Origin of the sequence: Prochlorococcus marinus subsp. marinus str. CCMP1375, assembly GCF_000007925.1 — a bacterium.
In the GTDB taxonomy this organism is placed as follows: Bacteria; Cyanobacteriota; Cyanobacteriia; order PCC-6307; family Cyanobiaceae; genus Prochlorococcus_E; species Prochlorococcus_E marinus.
Genome location: NC_005042.1, coordinates 1,496,101 through 1,520,801, shown reverse-complemented (window position 1 = coordinate 1,520,801; position 24,701 = coordinate 1,496,101). Strand labels below are relative to the sequence as shown.

18 protein-coding genes and 1 tRNA gene are annotated in these 24,701 nt (G+C 38.5%); 10 read left to right on the top strand and 9 right to left on the bottom strand.

Annotated elements, in window-relative coordinates:
* Positions 1-3: 3 nt before the first annotated feature.
* Together PRO_RS08120 and PRO_RS08115 are read right to left on the bottom strand one after the other, a co-directional pair.
* Positions 4-1,839: an Rne/Rng family ribonuclease gene (locus PRO_RS08120; RefSeq protein WP_011125807.1), complete on the bottom strand. Its 1,836-nt coding sequence runs from the start codon at positions 1,837-1,839 to the stop codon at positions 4-6.
* Between the two features lie 242 nt (positions 1,840-2,081).
* Positions 2,082-4,766 (bottom strand): TIGR03960 family B12-binding radical SAM protein, encoded by a 2,685-nt coding sequence (locus tag PRO_RS08115; protein ID WP_011125806.1) that lies wholly within the window; start codon positions 4,764-4,766, stop codon positions 2,082-2,084.
* A gap of 95 nt (positions 4,767-4,861) precedes the next feature.
* Between PRO_RS08115 and PRO_RS08110 the strand changes: the two genes are divergently transcribed.
* The 3 genes from PRO_RS08110 to PRO_RS08100 all read left to right on the top strand — a co-directional run bounded on the left by PRO_RS08110 (position 4,862) and on the right by PRO_RS08100 (position 7,372).
* A complete protein-coding gene (locus PRO_RS08110) occupies positions 4,862-6,088 on the top strand; it encodes an LL-diaminopimelate aminotransferase (protein ID WP_011125805.1) in 1,227 nt (408 codons plus the stop codon).
* Positions 6,089-6,149: 61 nt separating this feature from the next.
* Positions 6,150-6,461, top strand: a complete 312-nt coding sequence (gene clpS / locus PRO_RS08105; RefSeq protein ID WP_011125804.1) for an ATP-dependent Clp protease adapter ClpS — start codon at positions 6,150-6,152, stop codon at positions 6,459-6,461.
* 254 nt (positions 6,462-6,715) lie between these two features.
* Entirely contained in the window at positions 6,716-7,372 is a 657-nt protein-coding gene (locus tag PRO_RS08100; RefSeq protein WP_225866387.1) for a CPBP family intramembrane glutamic endopeptidase, read from the top strand.
* Here the strand turns inward: PRO_RS08100 and PRO_RS08095 are convergent.
* On the bottom strand, positions 7,294-8,919 hold the full coding sequence (locus PRO_RS08095; RefSeq protein WP_011125802.1) for a photosystem II high light acclimation radical SAM protein: 1,626 nt from the start codon (positions 8,917-8,919) through the stop codon (positions 7,294-7,296). The two genes, PRO_RS08100 and PRO_RS08095, sit on opposite strands and share 79 nt — an antisense overlap.
* Before the next feature lie 221 nt (positions 8,920-9,140).
* Between PRO_RS08095 and PRO_RS08090 the strand changes: the two genes are divergently transcribed.
* The gene (locus PRO_RS08090; RefSeq protein ID WP_011125801.1) at positions 9,141-9,500 is read left to right on the top strand and encodes a hypothetical protein; all 360 of its coding nucleotides are present in this window, start codon (positions 9,141-9,143) and stop codon (positions 9,498-9,500) included.
* Between the two features lie 822 nt (positions 9,501-10,322).
* On the opposite strand, the gene PRO_RS08085 is transcribed toward PRO_RS08090, so the two are convergent.
* Positions 10,323-10,394: transfer RNA gene (locus tag PRO_RS08085), tRNA-Thr, on the bottom strand.
* An 18-nt stretch (positions 10,395-10,412) separates the two neighbouring features.
* Here PRO_RS08085 and PRO_RS08080 point away from each other — a divergent pair.
* Complete coding sequence (locus PRO_RS08080) at positions 10,413-10,649, top strand: DUF3493 domain-containing protein (protein WP_011125800.1); 237 nt, start codon at positions 10,413-10,415, stop codon at positions 10,647-10,649.
* 86 nt (positions 10,650-10,735) lie between these two features.
* Here the strand turns inward: PRO_RS08080 and infB are convergent, their stop codons facing one another.
* From infB to PRO_RS08060, 4 genes are all read right to left on the bottom strand, one after another.
* Positions 10,736-14,140: a translation initiation factor IF-2 gene (gene infB, locus PRO_RS08075; protein WP_011125799.1), complete on the bottom strand. Its 3,405-nt coding sequence runs from the start codon at positions 14,138-14,140 to the stop codon at positions 10,736-10,738.
* 63 nt (positions 14,141-14,203) lie between these two features.
* Positions 14,204-14,482 (bottom strand): YlxR family protein, encoded by a 279-nt coding sequence (locus PRO_RS08070; RefSeq protein ID WP_011125798.1) that lies wholly within the window; start codon positions 14,480-14,482, stop codon positions 14,204-14,206.
* Positions 14,479-15,897, bottom strand: coding sequence for a transcription termination factor NusA (gene nusA, locus PRO_RS08065; protein WP_011125797.1), 1,419 nt, complete (start codon positions 15,895-15,897; stop codon positions 14,479-14,481). The genes PRO_RS08070 and nusA overlap by 4 nt, the downstream gene beginning before the upstream one ends.
* A gap of 47 nt (positions 15,898-15,944) precedes the next feature.
* On the bottom strand, positions 15,945-16,412 hold the full coding sequence (locus PRO_RS08060) for a ribosome maturation factor RimP (protein ID WP_011125796.1): 468 nt from the start codon (positions 16,410-16,412) through the stop codon (positions 15,945-15,947).
* Positions 16,413-16,631: 219 nt separating this feature from the next.
* Here PRO_RS08060 and PRO_RS08055 point away from each other — a divergent pair, with 219 nt between their 5' ends.
* Positions 16,632-17,747, top strand: coding sequence for a trypsin-like peptidase domain-containing protein (locus PRO_RS08055; RefSeq protein ID WP_011125795.1), 1,116 nt, complete (start codon positions 16,632-16,634; stop codon positions 17,745-17,747).
* A gap of 40 nt (positions 17,748-17,787) precedes the next feature.
* Complete coding sequence (gene rpiA / locus PRO_RS08050; RefSeq protein WP_011125794.1) at positions 17,788-18,501, top strand: ribose-5-phosphate isomerase RpiA; 714 nt, start codon at positions 17,788-17,790, stop codon at positions 18,499-18,501.
* On the opposite strand, the gene hisD is transcribed toward rpiA, so the two are convergent.
* Entirely contained in the window at positions 18,479-19,801 is a 1,323-nt protein-coding gene (gene hisD, locus PRO_RS08045) for a histidinol dehydrogenase (protein WP_011125793.1), read from the bottom strand. The two genes, rpiA and hisD, sit on opposite strands and share 23 nt — an antisense overlap.
* Positions 19,802-19,934: 133 nt before the next feature.
* Here hisD and rpsT point away from each other — a divergent pair, with 133 nt between their 5' ends.
* The 3 genes from rpsT (at position 19,935) to rpoB (ending at position 24,673) form a co-directional block, all read left to right on the top strand.
* Entirely contained in the window at positions 19,935-20,234 is a 300-nt protein-coding gene (rpsT, locus tag PRO_RS08040) for a 30S ribosomal protein S20 (RefSeq protein WP_011125792.1), read from the top strand.
* 83 nt (positions 20,235-20,317) lie between these two features.
* Positions 20,318-21,106 (top strand): TatD family hydrolase, encoded by a 789-nt coding sequence (locus PRO_RS08035; protein ID WP_011125791.1) that lies wholly within the window; start codon positions 20,318-20,320, stop codon positions 21,104-21,106.
* Positions 21,107-21,382: 276 nt separating this feature from the next.
* Positions 21,383-24,673 (top strand): DNA-directed RNA polymerase subunit beta, encoded by a 3,291-nt coding sequence (gene rpoB / locus PRO_RS08030; protein WP_011125790.1) that lies wholly within the window; start codon positions 21,383-21,385, stop codon positions 24,671-24,673.
* Positions 24,674-24,701: the final 28 nt, after the last annotated feature.

Sequence of the window (24,701 nt, the reverse complement as noted above, 5' to 3'; positions counted from 1 at the left end):
GGCTTAATTTGCAGCAGAAGAACGACGCCTACGGCGTCTAGTTTCTTCCAGGTCTTGTTCTGAGGATTCTGGATCTATCGAGGTGCTTTGTGAGTTTATTAATTCAACGGAAGTTTCTATTTGATTGTTTATTTCGTCTTGTTTGGAAGAATCTGACACAAGTTCATTATCTTTGTTGGAATCATCCAAGATTGACTCCTCATCCTCTTCTAGACTAGAAAATACTCTTGAATTTCCTTTTTCTTTTTTGATTTCTGAAGAGCTTTGTTTTTCTTCCGTTTTATTAGTTGTTATTTTTTTATGACTCTCAGCTTTTATTATTTGAATTGAAAGGTTTTCGTGATTGGTTTGATTGTCTAACATTAATGTTGGATTCAGGCCAAGCGAGCTAAACACATACTCTTCATCTTCATTCATTTTTATTTCAATTTGCTCTTGCTTAATAATTGGTTGGTCTAAATTATTATCCCGATTCACATTTTTCGATAAATTTATTGAATCTGATAGTTCATTTTGGTCATTATTTTTGGATTTATTATTATTATTTAACTTCACTTCATTTTGAAGTACGGGTGTAGATTCAACCAACCCTAGATTTAAAGCAGAGGGTTGTATTTGATTCTTTTGAGGTATATTTGAAATGTGACCTAAACCAGAACACGCTGAACACTCTTTGCTAAATAGTTCATAAATATTTTGACCTTGCCTTTTTCTAGTTAACTCTACTAAACCTAGTTCAGTTAATTGTGAGATTTTTGGGCGGGAAGAATCATCCTTTATAGCAGATGTGAAATATTCTAAGAGTTGCAACTGATCTCTACGTGAATCCATGTCAATAAAATCAACAATAATAATTCCACCTATATTTCTTAGTTTTAATTGTCTTGCTATTTCTATTGCAGCTTCACAGTTTGTCCAGAGAACAGTTTCACTTGAATTGGCTGAAGCAAATGACCCTGAATTAACATCAATTACCGTTAATGCTTCTGTTGGTTCAATTATTATATATCCACCAGAAGGTAAATCTACTCTAGGCTTAAGAGCATTTAATATTGCTATATCAATTTGATAATGCTGTAGTAAATTAACGCTCTCACTTAAACATTCTACAGTTACATTTTTATTGCTTGGTGTAAGAAATCTTTTAGCCTTATCACTAGCTTCTGTTGTTTCAACAATAACTTCAGAAAGATCAGAATTTGTGTTGTCTCGAAGAACACGGTGGATGAAATCCTCATCACGACTTAGAAGAGAAGGCGGATTTGCACGGTCTCTTGTTTGTTGTATTAACTCCCATTTCTTAAGAAGATTTTCAAGATCATCGATTATTAATTCTTCCGTGACTTCCGCAGCTTCTGAACGAACTGTAAGGCCTGTTCCTGGAGGCTTAATTAATACCCCTAAAGCTTTTAATCTATTGCGCTCAGTTTCAGTATTTATTTGACGAGATACATTTACTCCTTGCCCAGTTGGCTGTAGAACTAGGTATCGTCCTGGCAAAGAAATATTACCTGTCAAACGTGGACCTTTATTTCCAGTAGGTTCTTTTAGTACTTGAACTAATACTGGTTGACTAGGTCTGAGTAATTCATTAATACTTGCTGCAGTTTGCTTTGATCTTAAAGGGCCTAGATCATTTACATTTAAAAACCCATTCTTTTCACTTGGACCGATATTTACAAAGGCTGCATCTATTCCAGGCTTTACATTTTCGATTATACCAAGATAAATATCTCCAATTTGATAATGACACTGGGCGACAATTAATTTGTCTACTCTTCCATCGGTAAGCAAGGCAGCTATTCGCTCTTGCTCTGCGATGATAATTTTTTGAGGCATATAAAGAAATGAGAGCTCTTTAGCTCAGAATTAAAATTAATTTGCAGTAAAACTGCTGTTAGTTAGATAAACTTTTTGTACTCAGTTTTTGAAAGAGATAGTCAATTCGGATTAGTTCTGATTGAAGGTTGATGTTGGAAATCCGGATATGGCGTGCCAGATTTGTCTAATTTAGACAGGACTTTCTTCAAAAACTCAGGTTAAGTGAGCTCTGCTGAGCCTTTCTACTAACCATATTTACTTTAGCACTTTTTTAAGACCAGCTCATTTCTTTGGATGTCTGTAATCTTCAATTCCTTTTCAGTAGCCTTTTCAAGCCAATGCTTTACATGAATCGGCTTGATGCTTTTCCCTATTGGGCTGATCAAAGACTTCAATTCTATTGAGATTATTTGCTTGGAATTTGATTTATCAGATTGGAATTTTGTGATAAATAAACTTTTTAATTCAGGACGAAAATCCCTTTCTCGTTTTCGACCTTTTTTATCTTTATCTATCCATATTAATTCTTTTGAATTTAAAATTGTTTGGATTGTGTCGACCCACTTTTTTGATTCTGGTTTTTGCTTAGAGCTGTTCTCTAGCTTAAAGCTCCAGTTTGCTTGAACTAGTTCTTGAGAAAGGCTTGTTTTACTCACTGGGATTGCTTGGGCTTGAATTAACTTGATTCCTTTAGGTAAATATTTTTGGAGTTCATCCTTCATAGATGTGGCATTAATGTCTTCGAAGAAATCCATGTCCATCCATTCTCCTAATCCTTCAATGCCAAGAGGCAATGCAAGTGCAACTTGCAAACGAGGGAGCGGATGAAACCCTCCTGTATAGCTAATAGGCAAGTTACTTCTTCGTAATGCTCTCTCTAACAAACGAATTAGATCAAGGTGACTAATGAGATGCATTGGCTTGGCTTTTTCAAATTGAATTCTTATTCGACAGGCTTTCTGTGTTTGTGGAAGTTTAGAGTCTTGTATAGGAGGTATAGATGTAGGTGTTATGACTTTATTGTGACCTAACTCAGGGCCACATACGCCACAGCTACTGCATTTATAAAATGAACAGTCAGGAACAACGGTTGCATTAAGAGCTTGTTGAAGATCTTTGATTAACCAATCTTTGTCTATGCCTGTATCTATGTGATCCCATGGGAGGGGTTGGGCGCAGAAATTAATGAGATCATTTTTTTCATCCAAAGTTTTTACATTGCCCCAATTACCCATTTCTAACTTTCTAAGCTCATTAGCAAAGCCTGCTTTTGAAATTGCAGTAGTCCATGCGTTATATGCACGATCTTGGGATTCAAACCAAGCATCCATTCCAGCTCCACTTCGCCAAGCGGATTCAATGACAGATCCTAATCTCCTATCCCCTCGACCCAGAAAGTCTTCTATTGCTGAAATCCTTACATCAGTAAAATTAACTTTGATATTCCTGATTTTGAAATCGGAAATAGCATCTTTTAGAATTTGTTGTCGCCTTAATAACTCAGTAGTTGCAACACTGTGCCATTGAAATGGTGTATGAGGTTTGGGCGTGAAATTACTAATAGTTATATTTAATTTCAATCTGCCTATATCTTGGCATTGTTCTTGAAGCCATTTACAAGTCTGAGCAATTCCTTGGATGTCTTCATCTAGCTCGCCTGGTAGTCCTATCATAAAATAAAGCTTAACTTTTTTATATTGATGTTCCATTGCCTTACGTATTCCATTGAGCAGCTCATCGTTTGTTAACCCTTTATTGATAATGTTTCGCAGTCTTTGAGTTCCAGCCTCTGGAGCAAATGTAAGCCCTGCTTGACGACTCCCCCCAAGAATATGAGCAATATTGTCATCAAATCTATCGACGCGTTGACTTGGTAATTGTAAGGTAATATTTTTTTCTCCAAGTCTGTTTCTAAGCTCAACACCGACTTCTGGTAGTGATAAATAGTCACTACAGCTAAGAGAAAGCAAAGAAAAATCGCTATAACCTGTTTTCTTCATCCCATTTTCAACAGCTTCGATGACTTCTTTAGGCTCCACATCTCTAGCGGGTCTTGTCAACATACCTGGCTGACAAAAACGACAACCTCGAGTACAGCCTCTTCTGATCTCAATGGTTAGTCGATCGTGAACTGTTTCAACATTTGATACTAATCCCATTGAATAATACGGAATAGGTTGCGCTACTCGCCTAATAATTCTTTTAGGTGCAGAGGTATGTGATGGTTTTATTGATGCACAATCTTTTGATTGTTGATATAGGGAAGGAACATATACACCTGGAATTTCGGCAAGATTGAGAAGTGCTTGCGAACGTTTAACTCCTAACTTTTTTGATTGTGCAATTATTAGACCAATTTCAGGAAGTAGTTCCTCTCCATCTCCAAGAGCAAAAAAGTCGAAAAAATTTGCATAAGGTTCAGGATTACTCGTTGCTGTTGGACCTCCTGCAAATATAAGAGGCAATGAACTTGGATCATTGAGAGGAAGATCTTTTCTTTTGTTCGAGTAGAGATCTATGCCTGCCAAATCAAGCATTTCTAAAATATTGGTTGCTCCTAATTCATAACTAAGGCTGAATCCAACAATATCAAAGTTCTTCAGTGCACATCTTGATTCTACAGCGAATAAAGGTATCGACTTTTCTCTTAAACGTTGGGCTAAATCAATGCCAGGAAGATATGCTCTATCGCAAATTTGCCCTGGGATTGTATTTAAAATGGAATATAAAATGATGTGACCAAGATTGCTTGCACCAACTTGATATGTTTCTGGATAGCTAAGTACCCAGCGAACGTTACTCTCATGCCAGTTTTTCTCTTCAACCCCTAGCTCATGTCCCATATATTGGCCAGGCTGATGAATATCAACATCTACTAATGTCTCAAAGTGAATTGGTTCACCAAGATGCTTATATTTTGCGCCAGAACTTACAGAAGCTGTCAAAGTTAAAAAGCTTTCCTTGTCATATCGTATGCAATTTTCTTCCATATAGGTACCTTTCCAAGGCAGTATATATAAGGTTTAAATAGCTTTTCCTCGTGGTTCAGGTCAACAGTAATTACCTAAAGCTTAAAGCGGGTTATCTCTTCCCCGAGATCTCTAGACGAGTCAATGCTTTTTGTGAGCTCAATCCAACTGCCAGTCTTATTCGATTGGGTATAGGCGATGTTACTGAGCCACTGCCTCAAGCATGCTGTAAGGCTATGAAAACAGCAATTGAAGAGATGGGAAGCACCTCTGGTTTTCGTGGTTATGGGCCAGAGCAAGGCTATTTATGGCTTCGTGAGGCAATTGCTAAAAATGATTTTCAATCAAGAGGATGCCAAATCTCGGCTGATGAAATTTTCGTTTCTGATGGCTCAAAATGCGATAGCAGTAATATTCTCGATATTCTTGGCACAGGTAACAAGATTGCAGTAACTGATCCCGTATACCCGGTTTATGTGGATAGTAATGTTATGGCAGGACAAACTGGTATAGCAGCCTCTTCAGGACATTATGAAGGGCTAGTTTATATACCTTTGAATGCAGAGAATGGTTTTGAAGCAGAATTGCCATCAGAGCCAGTTGATTTGATTTATTTATGTTTTCCCAATAATCCTACTGGTGCTGTTGCCTCAAAGGTTCAATTGACCAAATGGGTTGAGTATGCGAAGAAAAATCATGCATTGATTCTTTTTGATGCTGCTTATGAATCATTTATTCAAGACCCTTTATTGCCGCATTCAATTTTTGAAATTGATGGAGCAACTGATTGCGCAATTGAATTTCGCTCATTTTCTAAAAACGCGGGTTTTACAGGAACGCGATGTGCTTTCACTGTTATACCGAAATCACTTAAAGGCAAAACTTTGGATGGGGCAGAAGTTGATTTCTGGTCACTTTGGAATCGTCGCCAAAGCACTAAGTTCAATGGTGTTAGTTACATAGTTCAAAGAGGGGCAGAAGCGGTTTATTCATTAGAAGGTCAATCTCAAACCAATAAGCTGGTTAGTTTTTATATGAAAAATGCTGAAATTATTCGCAAACAGCTGACATTGGCTGGTTACAAGATATATGGAGGCAAACATGCTCCTTATGTTTGGTTAGAAGCACCAACAGAGATGGATTCTTGGCAATTCTTTGATCATTTACTTAATAAAGCAAATATAGTGGGGACGCCTGGCAGTGGTTTTGGTGTAGCGGGGGAGGGCTATTTCCGTCTTTCGGCTTTTAATAGCCGGTCAAATGTAGAAGAAGCTATGCGAAGGATCACTAGTATTTGATTTTGATTAGGTTCTATAGGTTAAATTGTTCGTACATTTGGTTTAATTAGCAATTCTGAATATGGTCGGAAATCCAGGCCGTGGCCCTGGCGGTGCGGCAGTTGTTGACAAGCAGACTGAGCGAGTGAGGAAGACCTCTCCTCGATATAAGGTCTTGCTTCATAATGATCCTGTAAATACTATGGATTATGTTGTTACTACCTTGCGGCAGGTTGTGCCACAGCTAAGTGAGCAAGATGCTATGGCGGTTATGCTTGAAACCCATAATACTGGAATTGGTTTAGTTATTACATGTGATCTTGAACCTGCAGAATTTTATTCTGAATCTCTTAAAGGCAAAGGCCTTACCAGTACTATAGAACCAGAAAGCTGATTAATTTAATTGCTGCTTCTTGGAAGAATTGGCTACTTCAGCGTCGACGTTGGATACCTACTGTTTCGCATTTACCATTTTTATATTTTTGTGGTTGGTTAATAGTAAGACCTTTAGGATTTCTTTTCGAAAAGATTGAGCAGAATGATCTTTCTTTAGTAGGTACATTATTTACCTTTACTTTCTTTTTATTTACACTCCCAAGTTGGGTAAAGTTTAGATGGCGCTATAGAAAACCTTCTCTTGCTTTAGGATTGAGTGGTTTAGCTAGTAAGCATTCTGTTAGATCATTTTTTAGGGGGTTTTGTTGGGCTGGAGTGTTATTGGTTTGCATACTTGCACCTATTTTCCTAGGTTCTTGGGGTGATTTGGTAGGTGGTGGAATTAGCATTGCCAATTTCATAAATGCTGTGTTTCTCGGTATAGGTGTTGGATTTGCAGAAGAATTGGTTTTTCGAAGTTGGTTGTGGGGTGAAGCTAACTTATTAGTAGGAGCTTCTAAAGGTATTTTCTTACAAGCTGGAATTTTTAGCTTGGCTCATTTGAGTGCGCTGATAAAATCTGATTTATCCTTTGTTGAATTAATAAGTCTTTTGATAGGGTTATTTCTATTGGGGTTAGTTCTTGCTTTAAGAAGGATACTCGACAATGGGTCATTAAGTGGTTGTATAGGCTTACATGGAGGTTTGGTTGGCTTATGGTTTCTTATTGATGCTGACTTGATAGAAATTCTTCCGACTACACCTACTTGGATTGTAGGTCCAGGTTCAGTTACTCCTAACCCAATTGGAGGCCTTATAGGAATTGTATGTCTTGCGTTGACTCTCTTTTGTTATCGAACTGCTTTTGCTATAGCTGAACGTCCTTCTAATGGAGCGCGCAATGCTTCTGCTAAAGGTGCAACTCCATAATCTCTTTCCAATAAGTTCATAACTGTACGCCCAAAGTCATTTGGACAAGAGTCAAATGCTTCTAAACATATTCTCCCGAATGTTTTGCCCATTGGTTCTGGATTCCACAAAAGCTTTCGAGCTGTCCATGGCATCATGCTCATAGGGTTGTAGCCTGGTTTGAGAAGACCTTTGTCAAAGCCATATTGTTCAAGATGAGTATGAGGTTGTAGCCCTATAAAGAAGATGGCTGGCTCAACTTTCTTCACTCCAAAAATCCTTTCTAGTTCTCTATGGTAGGCAATTGTTTGACGAATGGTTTCAGGCCTTTCATCAATGACATTGAATGAGTAATTGACAGAGACATGATCTTTAAAACCAGCATTAGCAAGTAAAATACAGTTCTCAATTACAGTCCTTAAGTTGTATCCCATTCGCATTTTTCTAACCAACTCTTGAGATCCAGATGTAATCCCAATCTCAAAGTAACTCATACCTGTTTCAACCATTAGTTTTGCGAGCTCGGCGTCTAAGTTGTCTGCTCGGATATATGCAGCCCAACGTATCCCATCCATCTTCTCTTTTTTAATAGCTTTGAGGAGTTCTTTGGCATCTTCTATATAACGCTTAGCTGGTATGAATTGAGCGTCAGTGAACCATATATTTCTAACACCTAATTTATATAATTGACGAATTTCACTAATAACTTCTTCGACAGGGTTTACTCTGACTTGTTTACCCTCGACTACTGTATAAACACAATAGCAACAATTATGTGGACAACCTCTCTTAGTTTGAACACCTATATAAAAGTCGCCTCCATCAAGATACCAGTTCAATTGAGGCCAAATAGAGGCAATGTATGAATAATCACAGGCAGTTTTAATAGCACTTTTTGGTTGCTCATGTATTAATCCTGATCTAGGAGTTTTACCAACAATAAAACATCTTTCTTCGTTAATACTCTTGCCCAAAAGCAATTTCTCTAACAAAGGCTCTCCTTCTCCAATAGAAATAATGGTTCCTTTGGGGAGAGATTTACCAAGTTGCTCATAAAAAACACTTACAGCTCCACCACCAACTAAAGCCATTGCATTTTTGAAATAAATTTTGGCTTGCTCAACTCCTTTTTTTATTAAACGTTGATTGCGCCAGAGTTCTCCATAATGACTTTTCATCAAACGCAAGCCGCCAATTGCACCTCTTATTTTTTTTAGTGGATTTTGTGCATAAAATGCTTCAAAAGAATGTTGAAGAGGATTGCCCCCTCGCCCATCAACAGGTGCATAAATTTGTATATCTCTCCAAGAAAAAACTAGAAGAGTAGGCTGAAAACTATTGATATTAGATATTAAAACTCTTTCAACATCAATACTTGGTAAGGCTGCAAGATCAAGAATTTTTATAGGTAGTGTTGGAAAGCATTTATGGAGGTGATCAGCTAAATAGATTGGTCCTATTGGAAATATTGGGTTGCAAGGCAACCTTATAATCAAGACTTTTGCATTCTCTAAAGTCGAAGATGGTTGCCTTAGGGCATTTAATTTCTTGGATTGAGGGTTACTCATTGCCTAACTTTACTAGCCTAAATCAATTGAATAGTGATCATGCACTTAAAAGACTTGAGAATTAATTGTTATAGGAGTTCTTCTAAGAGGATATATCAGCATCTATCCAGTTGTTTTAGAAGGCTTCTCATCTTCATGTGACTTCTGATATTTGATTATTTTGTTTATTTTTGTATTCTTAATATATATTCAGTTAAGTCTTATTTATAACTACACTAAAATTGCACTCCCAAATTACACACATAGGAATCAAGCAGGCTAGACAGCAAGGTTTCAGATATAAACACTTGCAGCATTCAGGTATCTTTCGTGATAAGGATACTTGTCAAAAGCAAATAGATTGCCAAGGTCCATTTGAAAATTGGACAAACATACAAGCTAAGTCTTGGGTATTTGCTAGAGTTAAAGAACAAAAGGACGGCAGGAAAGTGCATATAGTTTGTAATTGTTGTGACAGTAGAGAGCCTCAAACACTAAACTCAGATAAATCTATTCATGCCAATAATAAGGCTAGAATAAACTCTAATTGTTTTGGAGACGAATTGGTGGAATTAATTATTAAGTTAGCAAAAGATATTTAAGCATATAATACATGCTTAAATATCATAACTAGAACCTATTATCTATATTTAAAAAAATAATTATCGTAATAAGATTAATTTATTTGAGGTATTTAGACTTCACTTGTCATAATTTAAGAGTAGTATGCTTCTTTCTCTGTTCAATAAAAAATTTCAGACAATGAGCTTCTTTATTAATGGATGATTTCTTATATGCCGATATGGCTAGTAGCTAAGTTGAAATAGCATCTTTCTCCTGGATTAATAGTAATTATCTTTTTTTAATGCTTTCAGTTGTCATGTATAAAAACGTTTGATCTACGAGACTCGTTCAGACCTTTTCCTTTTAGGCCAATCTTTCATTTTCATCCAATTACCAGCAAATCGCAATGGGCATTAAGACTGATTGCGTTGAAATAAATATCCAGTAATGATACTTGTATCGAACTCGGAGGTGCCTTATGACGGTAGATACTCCACCTGAGCATTTACTAGAAGCACGCTGACTTCTGGTGCCTGCTCCAACAGTCTCAATTTAAATTGGGCTTTCGTCTGAATTGACAAGGATCAATGATTAAGGTGCGTCAATTTAGTCGGTACTCCTATGCATCGTTTAGGTGCCCTTAAAGGAGGTTAAGCCTTACAAGTAGAAATATGGCCCCAGGTGCCATTAGCCAGAATCTTCGTTATCTTTCTATCTAATCTTTATTAATTAATTTTTAATACTTTCGGTTGGATTAAGGAGAGGCCTATTTAGGCCTCTCCTTTGTTGTATTTATAAATCTTCTGGTTATTGAGTTATTTTCTTGTGTGACTTAATGATTAGACTTGGAATTCAAAATATGCCGGTGAGCGGAATTGAACCGCTGGCCTACTGGTTACGAATCAGTTGCTCTACCCCTGAGCTACACCGGCTAACAATGGAACTTTACCTTGAATTTAGATCCCAACATTCGTGAAAAACTTTTACAAGAGTCTCGAAACCCTTTTAGGGGGATAAGACGTGTTTTATGGCTTGCCTTATCAGCTTCTGCTGGCATTGGCCTTTTGATTATGGGCATAAGATCTTTCGCTGGTGAAAATGTCTTGAAAAACGATTTAATTATTCAGATTACAGCCTTTGTATTGTTTGCTTCTTTAGTGCTTATTGATCGCTCCAAAAATGATTGAAGAAGACTAACAAGTTATATCTCACCTTAATAGTTGTTTATAGAATATCATCTCTTTTCATGAGTTGATAAGATAGTTTTCATGCTTTAAGTATTTAACTTTCTGCGCTGTGTTACTAATTTATAGCCTTCAATTGTGTCGCCTTCTTTCCAATTGGCAAACCTATCGCAGCCTATTCCACATTCAAAGCCACTCGAGACATCTTTAACTACATCTTTATTTCGTCTCAAAGAGTCAAGATCTCCATTGAAAACAATTTGATCAGCTCTTTTAACACGGACTTTGCAATTGCGCTGTAGCTTCCCATTTGTTATATAACAGCCTGCAACTGCACTTTTGCCAATAGTAAATATTGCTCTTACTTCAGCTTCTCCAATTTTCTCTTCTACTAAATCAGGTTCAAGCAGACCTTCCATTGCTAATTGTATATCTTCAAGAAGTTTGTAAATGACTTCATAGTCTCGAACATCAACACTGTTTGCATCGGCGGCTTTTTTTGCTCCAGAAGCCATAGATGTATTGAACCCAATAATTACTGCTCCGGAGGCGGCAGCAAGATCAACATCTGTTTCTGTTATTTCACCTGGAGCAGATAGGAGGACTCTGACTTGGACTTCATCTTTTGGCAGTTGTTCTAATGAACCTAGTATGGCCTCAACGCTTCCTTGCACATCAGCTTTAAGAATAAGGTTTAACTCTTTGAGATCACCATCATTCACTTGGCCTGACATTGCTGAAAGAGATACTCTTCTTGACGCCATTTGTTGCGCTAAGCGTGTAGCTCTAGCATCAGAAGCTCTTTCACCTACTACACTTCTTGCGGATTTTTCATCGGGGTAGACTTCGAATTCATCTCCGGCTGTAGGTACTTCATTAAATCCAAGAGCTTCCACTGGGCATGAAGGACCAGCTTCTTTTAGTCGTTTCCCATTTTCATCAACCATTGCTCTAACTTTTCCAAGCACAGGCCCAGCGGCTACAACATCGCCTGCTTTCAATGTGCCATTTTGTACTAGCAATGTCGCCACAGGTCCTTTTGCTTTATCAAGATGTGCTTCGATTACAGTTCCTTTAGCGAGCCGTGCTGGGTTGGCTTGTAAGTCTTCAACTTCAGTGACTAGAAGAATCATTTCTAATAACTTATCTATATTTTCTCCTTTTATTGCGCTTACGGGCATCATTACTACATCTCCACCCCATTCTTCAGCTACTAACTCTTGCTCAGATAACTCTTGTTTTACGCGATCAGGAGACGCTCCTTCTTTATCAATTTTGTTAATAGCAACTACTATTGGCACTTTTGCTGCGCGTGCGTGACTAATAGCTTCTAAGGTTTGTGGCCTGACGCCATCATCAGCTGCGACTACAAGAACAGCTACATCAGTGACTTTTGTTCCTCTAGCTCGCATTGCTGTGAAAGCTTCATGACCAGGAGTATCCAAAAATGTTAGGGTGCGTAGCTTCTTTTCATGTTCGACTTCGACTTGATAAGCGCCAATATGCTGAGTAATGCCTCCCGCCTCTCCTGCTGCGACTCTTGCTTTGCGAATTGCATCGAGAAGACTTGTTTTCCCATGATCTACATGCCCCATAACTGTTACTACTGGTGGTCTTCTCGTTAAGTGTTTGATATCTGTTTCTTCGATCATCTCAACAGTTTTCTTTGCAGCCTCTTCGATGTCGTCTTGTAAAACAGGGACACCAAATTCTTCTGCGACAGTTTCAATTGTTGATAGATCTAATGATTGAGTAACTGTTGCGGTAATGCCCTTAAAGAAAAGAGATTTGATGATTTCAGAACTCTCTACGCTCAGTTTGTCAGCAAGCTCTTGGACGGTGATGTTGTCTTCAGGAACAACAATCATTTCCGGACGAATTTGCTTAGCTTCTCTAGCAGCTCGCAATTCCATAGCTCTTCTACGTTGCCTTTGTCGAGTTGATTCTTTTTTGCGTTTGCGGAGTGCACCTGTTGGCTTGGAACCACTTTTTTTGCTTGCTTTTGGTTTGCCAGGGCGTGCAAGACTTGCTGAAAGTACTACTGCTTGACCTCCACCTGCAAAGCCACTTGTTTCTGCAGTTAAAGCATCATCGTTTTCACCAATAATGTGAACTTTTTGACGTTGCTTTTGAGGCGATTTGTTTCTAAGAGCTTCAAGTTTAGCGGCATCATCCCAATCAGGCTTTCTTTTTCTTGAGGAACCTGGAGCACCTGTTCTTGCTGGCGGCCGTTTAGGGGCTGCAGAAGGGGTTGGTCTGTTAGCAGGTGGTTTGGCAGTTGAGATGCCATCCTTTTTAGGACCTTTATTAAGGTCACCACGCTTTATAGGAGGTGTAGCGCTGCTTGTTGGCTTCTGCAATTGCATAAGCTCTCCAGGTGCTACTGGCTTACGCATGCCAGGAGGCATCCCTGTGCGTGGTCTCATTTGTTGACCACGCCCTCCGCCTCCTTCTTGTCGTCTAGCTCCACCTTGTCGCGATATTGGGGGACCTTGATTTGGACCTCCTTGACGGAAGTTACCATCTCTTGCTCCTCTGCCACCATTGTCAGGCTTAGTGTTTCGTCTAATAGGTGCGCCTACAAGTTCTACTCGATTTCCTTTGTACGAACCTGTAGGGAGATTCCTTGGATGTTTTGTACTACCTGGTTGGCCTGAAGGGGCTCCTTGGGGTATACCTTTGCGTTGATTTGGACCGCCTCTTAGATTATTGTTTCCAGGCTTTTGATTGAATTGTGACTGTACTTTTGGTCGTGGGGGCGGAGCTATTGGTCTTTGAGGAGCTTTAGGCTTGTTTGTTTGTATTTCTTGAATTGGTTGCTTAGGAGATGTTTTTGGAGAACGATTAATTAAATCTGAGGATTGTTTAATTTGTCTGGCTTGGGGCTTGCTAACAATATTTGGCTTTGCCTTGGTTTTATTTGTTTCAAGATTTTCATTATTTGAATCTTGTCTTTTAATAGTTGGTTTGATTCCTTTATTTGGTGCAATCGGTGGTGATGGAATATTTGGTTGTTTCGGAGAGACTAAAGAAGGCTTTTTTATTGTTGGCTGTACTTTTAATGAATTGTTTTTAGATATTGAAGGAGTTGGTTTTTTTATCGCATCAACTCTCTGTTTCGCAGCAGAGGGAGGTTTAGGAGATGTTGGAATTTCCTTTTTTGGACTAGCAGGCTTATTCTTTAGGCTGGAAGTTTTGTCTAGAGAAGCATTAGTTTTTGCATTAGCTTCTGACTTTGTTGGAGGAGAAGTAATGGCTTTCTTAAGGGTTAGTATTTCTTTGTTTGGTTTTTGCTTTGCTGGAGGCGAAGAAGAGTTTGAACTTTTTTGAGCCAAAAGTAACTTTTTGATTTTTGTTGCGTCTTCATCACTAATAGAGCTGCTATGGCTCTTCGCTGATATTGAAAGTTTGTTTGCAGCGTCAAGCACATCTTTATTTTCCAGATGTAAATCTCTGGAGAGCTCGTAGATTCTGATTTTGCCGCTGCTGGTCATTAAATTTTTGAGTGGATACAGGCAATAATTGTCAGTAGTTCCCTTTGATTTGGGTTACATCTTTTATATTGCCTTAGTAATTGAATCATTGCAGTGATTCAATCTATTTTGCAGCACCTCTAAAACACTTACATTTACCTGACATCTCAGAGCTTTTTGCAAACGTTTTCGCTGCCATGCTTCTTTTAGGCAATTCTCTGAAGGACATAGATAAGCAGATCTACCCATACCTTGATCGAGAACAATGCCATCCTGATAGTCCCTGACTACTCTCCAAAGTTGCTTACGGTCAACAAGCTTTTTACAAGCAACACAGCGACGCAGGACGGAATTTCGTTTCACCGCTCTCTATCCTCATTGGAATTAGATTCTTCTGGTATATAAGAATCTTTACTTTCTTCATCGTTGTAATTCATTTCGAGACTACTTGTGTCGTTTTCTATATTTTCAGATTCTTCTTCTTCATCTTCAGGAAGAGGGTATAGCTCTCTTAGACGAGCATCTTCTTCAGCCCTCGCAGCTTGCTCAGCAGCAAGGCGATCTTCGGCTTCTTTTTGTAGGGATTCTTCTTCTTCTCTGTGAGTGATAAGCTCAGCCACAATGGCATCTTCGGCAGATTGGTCGTATTCTTGAGAGTTTTTAATATCAATTTTCCATCCAGTTAGCCTGGCTGCAAGTCTTACGTTTTGACCTTCTCTACCTATTGCGAGACTTAATTGATCAGGAGGAACAAGTACATGCGCGTGTTGCCCATCTGGGTCTACTAATCTTACGTTCTCAACTCTGGCTGGACTGAGAGAATTGCAAATGTATTGAATTGGGTCAGTAGACCAACGTATGACATCAATTTTTTCCCCTCTAAGCTCATTGACCACTTGTTGAATTCTTGAACCTCTAGCTCCAATACATGCTCCAACTGGATCTACTTCTCTTTCAATACTATCTACTGCAACTTTTGTCCGTGGCCCTACAGATCTACTAGGGGGATTTGCTTCTCGAGCAACAGCAACAATTCTTACAGAACCTTCTTGGATTTCAGGAACTTCATTTTCAAATAAATAAACAACTAAACCTGCATTGGCTCGACTCACAAATAACTGAGGACCGCGTCTAGGAACTTCACTAACTTCTTTAAGAAAGACTTTGAATGTTGCATTGGCTCGATAGTTATCGTTTGGCAACTGGTCTCTCCTAGGTAGCTCTGCTTCGACTTCTGGCCTTCCCAACCCAGAACTTACTGCCATGATCACTGATTGACGTTCAAAACGAATTACGCGAGCTGTTAAGACAGGGTCCTCAAGATCTGCAAATTCTTCCTGAATCATTCGTCTTTGCTGATCTCTTAGCTTTTGCGAAAGAACTTGTTTTGTGGTTGAAGCAGCCATTCGACCAAACTCCTCTTTCTCTGGAGTTACATCAAGTACGACAGTGTCACCTGCTTGGGCATCTTCAGCGACTTGCATTACTTCTGCTAGTGCTATTTGATGGTCTTCACTATCAACTTCTTCAACAATTATTTTGCTTGCTAATACCCTATATCCTTCTTGATCAAGGTCTAAACCTATGTCGAAATTGCTGAAATATTCTTCTTCAAAAGGATTCTCATTTATTCCTAAGTAAAGCGTTTTGCGATATCTTTCATACCCTTTGAGCAAAGCTTCCCTAAGAGCTGTTTCGACGACTTGAGCAGGGAGTTTTTTCTCCTCACTTATGTCTTCGATTAAATTATTGAGTCCAGGGAGAAGAACTAATGCCATCGATGATGGGGAATAAATGTGAAATGATTGGTTTAATCTTTTTGATGCTAATCAGTGGGACTAGCTAGTCGCACTTGAATAACATTGTCTATTGGTATTTTGCTCATTTTGCCTTTGATATTTATGAGCAGGTGTTCTTTTGATTTTGTGTGTAACAATCCATTTTGAAGAATTGTAGAATTTGATTTATTTTTTGTAGAAACTTGAATTGGAAACCCTTTGAATGTTGCAAACTCTTTATCTGTTTCCAAGATATCACTGAGACCAGGGCTGCTAATTTCTAAAATATATGATTGATTAATTAATTTAGAATTCTCTATAACTTCTCCAATTGGCCTACTTAATCGAGAACAATCTTCCAAAGAAACATCACTACCATTTTTATGGCGAATTTGAAGTTGAATTTTCATAGGCTTCATTTGGGCAAGTACTTCCAACCTAATTATCTCAAAGCCCTCTTTAGCAGCCGCATTTGCTGCTAAAAGTTCTAAATCTTTGACGATATGCTTTTGCAAGAGGCAGAAATGCTAGTTGGGTGATTTAAGCCCAACAGGTTTTGATTTAATCTGCCTCCATATGGAGGTAACCGTCAGACAAGATAATTCTACTGGATGATCTTTTACTTTTCTATAATTGAATTGGTTTTATCTCATCTAGATTTTTGTTTTTACCTTCGCTGCAGTTGATTTGCTCTCAGCATTAAAATAAATAATGCCGGTGATGTTGAGAGTTCTATGAGATTTCCAGGATATTTTGCATCGATTCTGTCTTTAATTATTTTGTTAGGCGCTGTTAACCCTATTTATGGGAGTATTCAAGCGTCTGACGAATATACGCACAGCTTTGTTGCGAAGGCTGTTGAGAATGTTGCACCTGCGGTTGTTCGAATAGATACAGAAAGAACTGTCGAGCATGAGCCTTTTGACCCAACTTTGATCGACCCCTTATTGCGAGATTTGCTTGGGGAGCCAACACTTGGGCCAGAGAAAGAGAGAGGACAGGGGTCTGGTGTTCTTATTGATCAAAATGGTTTAGTACTAACTAATGCGCACGTTGTAGAAAATGTTGATGAGGTAAGTGTCACCATGGCTAATGGCGAGAAAAGTAATGGACGTGTTGTCGGAACAGATTTCGTTACAGATTTAGCACTTGTAAGATTAGAATTATTGTCGAAATTAGAAGCTGCACCTCTTGGTAATTCTGAAGATCTTGCTGTAGGAGATTGGGCTATAGCTTTAGGAACTCCTTATGGATTGGAACGTACAGTAACCCTAGGGATAGTTAGTAGCTTGCATAGGAATATTAATAGTCTTGGATTCTCTGATAAAAGATTAGATTTAATACAGACAGATGCAGCTATAAATCCAGGGAATTCAGGCGGACCTTTAGTTAATTATTTGGGAGAAGTTATTGGAATAAATACTTTGGTTCGATCTGGTCCTGGTGCCGGACTTGGATTCGCTATACCAATCAATCTAGCTAAACGAATATCTGATCAGTTATTAGCAAATGGTGAGGTGATTCATCCATATTTAGGGGTGCAATTGATTCCTTTAGATGCAAAAATTGCTAAAGAGCATAATCTTGATCCAAATTCTTTAGTTGAATTACCTGAAAGATCAGGTGCGTTAGTTCAATCAGTATTATCTGATAGCCCAGCCGAAAAGGCTGGTTTAAGAAGAGGGGATCTAATTATTTCAGCGGATGAACAAGAAATTTCTGACCCAAGTGCTTTACTGGAAAAAGTCGAGAATTCGCGAATCGGCACTCCTTTTCTAATAAAACTTCTACGAAATAATAGAGAGATAAAACTTTCTATACAACCAGAAGCATTACCTCGAATAAGTTAGGAAACTTGCAAGTGCCTTGTCCAATTTTTCTTTTTATTAGATGACAGATCTGCAAACACAAATGAAAATAGCGGTAGCTCAAGAGGCTATCGGTGAGATAAAAGACGGAATGATCCTTGGTCTTGGCTCAGGGTCTACTGCTGCTTTGATGATTAAGTCTTTAGGTGAAAAACTTAAAGAAGGTTCCCTCAAAGAGATAATTGGTGTTCCAACTTCTTTCCAAGGCGAAGTACTTGCTTCTCAGCTTGGGATACCTTTAAGAGCTTTTTCAGCAGTTAGCAAAATCGATTTAGCCATAGATGGTGCTGATGAGGTGGATCCTAATTTTCAGCTAATTAAGGGAGGAGGGGCTTGCCATGTTCAAGAGAAACTTGTTGCTTCTATTGCAGATCGTTTTGTTGTAGTGGTTGATTCAACTAAAATTGTAGAGAAGTTAAATCTCGAATTTAAGCTTCCTGTTGAGGTGTTACCTGCGGCTTGGAAATTGGTCCAAAAGGAGCTGAATGACTTAGGAGCAAAATCTGATCTTCGAATGGCGGAGAAAAAAGCTGGGCCAATTGTTACTGATCAAGGGAACTTAGTCCTTGATGTGCAATTTGCAGATGGAATTTCAGATCCTCAGAATCTTGAAAAACAAATAAATAATTTTCCAGGAGTTTTGGAGAATGGTTTATTTGTCAATCTGACAGATGAAGTTTTGGTTGGTGAAATTAAAAATGGTGTATCGAGTGTTAATCGTCTGAAGAAGGCTTAGACCTTCTTATTTCTATAGACCTTGAGTGGCTATGTAGGCCTTCGCTATTAGCTAATTCCATTATTGCAGCACTAGTTTTATTCAAAGCTGCTTGGTTGAAATTGATTATGGATGTACTTTTCATAAAAGTTTCTACACTTAGTGCACTGCTGAATCTTGCGGTTCCAGAAGTCGGCAAAGTGTGATTTGGTCCAGCTAGGTAGTCTCCAGTAGCTTCAGGGCTCCATTCTCCTAGAAATATTGCTCCAGCATTTTTTATTTGAGAAATAAATTCGAAAGGCTTTTCAATTAATAATTCAAGATGCTCTGGGGCAAAACTATTGCTTAAAGCAGCACAAGATTTAATGTCTTTGCAAATTACTATCAGCCCCCAATCTTTTAATGATTTGCGGCAAATAGCTGAGCGAGGGTGATCTTTTAACTGATTCTCTATTTCTAAATTGATTTTCTTTGCAAGGTTTGACTCTGTAGTTAATAAGATTGAGGCAGCCAGAGGATCATGTTCTGCTTGTGCGAGCAGATCAGTCGCCACTTGTTCAACATCAGCACTATGATCAGCAATTATTAATACTTCACTTGGCCCTGCAAGCGAATCAATGCCAACTTGTCCATAAACCAATTTTTTTGCCAAAGTTACATATAAATTTCCTGGCCCACTAATTACATCTACTCGGGGGATTGTTTGCGTTCCATAAGAGAGAGCGCCTATAGCCTGAGCACCACCAATACGAAAGATTTTTTTAATTCCAGCAATATATGCTGCTGCAAGGACAGTTCTATTTAGTTGACCATTTGGGCCAGCAGGTGAAACCATAATAATTTCATTAACTCCTGCTACCAAGGCAGGAACTGCATTCATAAGAACTGTACTGGGATATGCGGCTCTTCCTCCTGGGATATAAATCCCTGCTTTTTCTACTGGACTCCAGTTCTTTCCAAGAAGTTCTCCATGAATCCCTTCTTTAAGAAAATCTTTTGGAATTTGATATTTGTGAAATGCTTCGATTCGGTTCTTTGCAAGTTGTAGGGCTTCTTGCAAAGGTGTAGGAGTTTTCTCCCAAGCCTCTAATGTCTGTTCAGGAGTTATTTCTAATGGTTTAGGAATAAATCCATCAAATTTTTCTGTAAGTCGGAATAAGGCTTCATCACCTAGTTGCTTTACTTCAGTAAGAATATTTTGTACAGAGGAAATAGCATTTTCTTGAACTTCCAATGAAGTCCTAGCAGATATTCGTTTCAGCATTATGAGAGCCTGTTGTGGATCATCAATGCAATTCAATATTTGCTTTCTTTCAGACAAGCTTTTTACCTGGTAACTCTTACTCCAAGTTAGATCCTTCTCTATTTAATTGTCCTTTATTTGAACAAGATATTTTTTTTAGTTAGTTTGTTAGGCTAGAATTTCTAACTTACAAAGCATTTTCTAGCATAAGGTGGCAAATAACAATTCAGCCAAGAAGCGAATACAGATTGCTGAGCGCAATCGAATTCAGAATAGGACTTATAAGTCTGCAATGAGAACGTTAATGAAGCGTTGTTTTGAAGCATGTGGGGCTTATTCGGAGAAGCCTAGTGAAGATGCTAAGAAAGACATTCAGAATTCAATGAATGATGCTTTTAGTAAGATTGACAAGGCCGTAAAAACGGGCGTTCTTCATAGAAACACTGGCGCTAACCAGAAATCCAGATTGACTTCTGTTGTTAAGAAAACCATAGAACCTGTTGTTAAATAAAATAAAATCAGGTTTCCTTTTATTAGAAGTAATTAAAAAATAATTGAAAGATGCAATTTGTTTCTCTTAAAAGCAGTTAGCAAGTGACAAGTAGTCCTCTTATAGATAGTCATTGCCACATCGTTTTCCCTAATTTTGAAGATGATTTAGAAGAGGTGGCAGCTCGATGGAGAGCCGTTGGGGTCAAAAGTCTTTTACATGCTTGTGTAGAGCCTTCTGAAATACCCGCTATTAAGGCTTTAGCCGATAGATTCCCTGAGCTTCGATATTCTGTTGGAGTGCACCCATTGGATACAAAACATTGGAGAGGTATAGAAACAATAGATGTTTTAAGAAAGGCTGCGCTTCAAGATTCCAGAGTTGTTGCTATTGGTGAGTTGGGATTGGATCTTTTTAAAGATTCTAATTTAGAAGAACAATTAGCAGTGCTTCGTCCTCAGCTTGATTTGGCATTTGAATTAGATTTGCCAGTAATTGTTCATTGCAGGGATGCTGCCACTCCAATGATTTCCTTGTTGCAAGAGCTTAAAGAATTAGGACGTTTAGTAAAAGGGGTAATGCATTGCTGGGGTGGGGATGTACATGAAATGGAAAAGTTTTTATCTTTTGGCTTTTATATAAGTTTTAGTGGAACCGTAACTTTCCCAAAGGCTACGAAAATTCATGAATGTGCTTTAAAAGTGCCAGAAGATCGGTTTTTAATAGAAACAGATTGCCCTTTTCTGGCGCCAGTTCCTAAAAGAGGTAAAAGGAATGAACCTTCGTATGTTGAAGCAGTGGCTTCTAAAGTCGCTGATATAAGAGGGGAAAGCTTTGCTTTTGTGGCAGAAAGAAGTACTTCTAATGCAAGATTATTGTTCGGTTTGCCATAATTTGGTGATTTATCTAGAAAAAAAAAAGTTATAAGTGTAATATTGGATATTGTCTTGGGTTTGGCGTAGTTTGTTGCGTCTCTATCTTGAGAAGTTTTTCTCTCTACAAGGATTGTTTCGACAATTGACGTTCTTATTTGGATTGATTTGAGCCATTCAGTTCTTTGTATTTTCTCTATTAATAGAGGAGTGCGACAGAATTGTGATTCATCAATTCAACTTAGTTAGGTCCTTCCCCAAGATTAGTTCCTTCTTTTTTCAGCAGTAGGTTCTCGAATGAGTAGAAGCGCGATTCAGGTCGCTAAGACCGCGACATATCTGCCCGATTTGGTTGAGGTGCAGCGGGCAAGCTTCAAATGGTTCCTAGAGAAAGGATTAATAGAGGAGCTTGAAAATTTTTCTCCAATAACGGACTATACAGGTAAGCTGGAACTTCATTTTATTGGGAGTGAATATAGACTTAAGCGTCCAAGACATGATGTTGAAGAAGCAAAAAGAAGAGATGCAACTTTTGCTTCTCAAATGTATGTCACTTGTCGATTAGTTAATAAAGAAACTGGTGAAATAAAAGAACAAGAAGTATTTATAGGTGAACTTCCATTAATGACTGAAAGAGGTACATTTATCATTAATGGTGCCGAAAGAGTTATTGTTAATCAAATTGTAAGAAGTCCTGGTGTTTATTTTAAAGATGAGCAGGATAAAAATGGTAGAAGAACTTATAATGCAAGTGTTATCCCTAATCGGGGAGCTTGGTTAAAATTTGAAACTGACAAGAATGATCTTCTACATGTAAGAGTCGATAAAACCAGAAAAATAAATGCACATGTATTAATGAGGGCAATGGGTCTCTCGGATAATGATGTTATTGATAAGTTAAGACATCCAGAATATTATAAGAAGTCTATTCAGGCGGCTGATGATGAAGGGATTAGTTCCGAAGATCAGGCACTTCTTGAACTTTATAAGAAACTAAGACCTGGGGAACCTCCTTCTGTTAGTGGTGGTCAGCAGCTACTTCAAAGTAGATTCTTTGATGCTAAACGATATGACTTAGGTAGAGTCGGTAGATATAAGATTAACAAGAAATTAAGACTAACTATTCCAGATTCAGTCAGAACATTGACTCATGAAGATGTTCTTTCTACGATTGACTATTTGATCAATTTAGAGCTTGATGTTGGAGGAGCAACTTTAGATGATATTGATCACTTAGGTAACCGTAGAGTTAGATCAGTTGGTGAATTGCTTCAGAATCAAGTTCGAGTAGGACTTAATCGATTAGAAAGAATTATTAAAGAAAGAATGACAGTTGGCGAGACTGATTCCTTAACACCTGCTCAGCTTGTTAATCCCAAACCTCTTGTAGCTGCTATTAAAGAGTTTTTTGGCTCAAGTCAGTTAAGCCAGTTTATGGATCAAACTAATCCACTTGCTGAATTAACTCACAAAAGGCGTATATCTGCTTTAGGTCCTGGAGGTTTGACAAGGGAGAGAGCAGGTTTTGCTGTTCGTGATATTCACCCTTCTCATTACGGTCGATTATGTCCAATAGAAACTCCTGAGGGGCCAAATGCAGGATTGATTAATTCACTTGCTACTCATGCGAGAGTTAATTCTTATGGCTTTATAGAAACCCCATTTTGGAAGGTAGAGGAAGGAAGAGTTATTAAAGTAGGAGACCCTATTTATCTTTCTGCAGATTTAGAAGATGAATGCCGAGTGGCTCCAGGTGATGTTGCAACTGACAAAGATGGCATGATATTGGCAGATTTGATTCCAGTCAGATATCGCCAAGATTTTGAAAAAGTACCGCCAGCTCAAGTTGATTATGTTCAACTTTCTCCAGTTCAAGTTATTTCTGTAGCAACATCTCTTATCCCATTTGTTGAACATGATGATGCCAACAGAGCTTTAATGGGATCAAATATGCAGCGTCAAGCTGTACCACTTTTAAGACCTGAGCGGCCGCTTGTTGGTACTGGATTAGAGACTCAAGTTGCAAGAGATTCTGGGATGGTGCCTATTTCGCAGGTAAATGGAACAGTCACTTATGTAGATGCAAATTCAATTGTCGTAACTGACGATGAGGGTGGCGAGCATTTACATGAGTTACAGAAATATCAAAGGTCAAATCAAGATACTTGTCTTAATCAAAGACCAATAGTAAGGAATGGAGACAAAGTTATAATTGGTCAAGTTTTAGCTGATGGTTCTGCTTGTGAAGGTGGTGAAATCGCCCTGGGACAAAATGTTTTAATCGCGTACATGCCTTGGGAAGGATATAACTATGAGGATGCAATTTTAGTTAGCGAGAGATTAGTCAAAGATGACTTATATACTTCCGTCCATATAGAAAAGTATGAAATAGAAGCTAGGCAAACAAAATTGGGCCCTGAGGAGATTACTAGAGAGATACCCAATATTGCAGAAGAGAGCCTAGGTAATCTTGATGAAATGGGGATTATTCGTGTAGGAGCTTTTGTAGAAAGTGGAGATATTCTTGTAGGTAAAGTTACCCCTAAGGGGGAATCTGATCAACCGCCTGAAGAAAAGCTTTTGAGAGCAATTTTTGGAGAGAAAGCTCGCGATGTAAGAGATAATTCTTTGAGGGTCCCTAGTACTGAAAAAGGCAGAGTTGTTGATGTAAGGATATATACCCGAGAACAAGGAGACGAATTACCCCCTGGCGCCAATATGGTGGTAAGGGTATACGTTGCTCAAAGACGTAAGATTCAAGTTGGCGACAAGATGGCTGGACGCCATGGGAATAAAGGGATAATCAGTAGAATTTTGCCTCGAGAAGATATGCCTTATTTACCAGATGGCACTCCAGTTGACATTGTATTGAATCCTCTTGGCGTCCCGAGCAGAATGAATGTAGGGCAGGTTTTTGAACTGTTAATGGGATGGGCTGCAGCTAATCTTGATTGCAGAGTTAAAGTGGTTCCTTTTGATGAAATGTATGGAGCTGAAAAGTCTTATGAAACTGTTCAGCTTTATCTAAAAGAAGCTGCTAAGCAACCTGGAAAGGAATGGGTCTTTAATCCAGATGATCCAGGAAAACTTTTATTAAGAGATGGAAGAACCGGTGAGGCATTCGATCAACCAGTAGCAGTTGGATACTCTCACTTCCTTAAATTGGTTCATTTAGTAGATGACAAGATTCATGCTCGTTCTACAGGTCCTTATTCTTTAGTTACTCAACAGCCTCTTGGAGGAAAAGCTCAACAAGGTGGACAAAGATTGGGTGAAATGGAAGTTTGGGCATTAGAGGCATATGGTGCAGCATATACATTGCAAGAATTGCTCACTGTTAAATCGGATGATATGCAAGGTAGGAATGAGGCCTTGAATGCAATAGTTAAAGGTAAACCTATCCCGAGACCAGGCACTCCCGAATCATTCAAGGTTTTAATGCGAGAACTTCAATCCCTAGGATTAGATATTGGTGTTTATACAGATGAAGGTAAAGAAGTTGATTTAATGCAAGATGTTAATCCTCGAAGAAGTACACCAAGTAGGCCAACCTATGAATCTCTAGGTTCTGATTATCAAGAGGATTAACTATCTTTACTCCGTTTTCTTACATTTT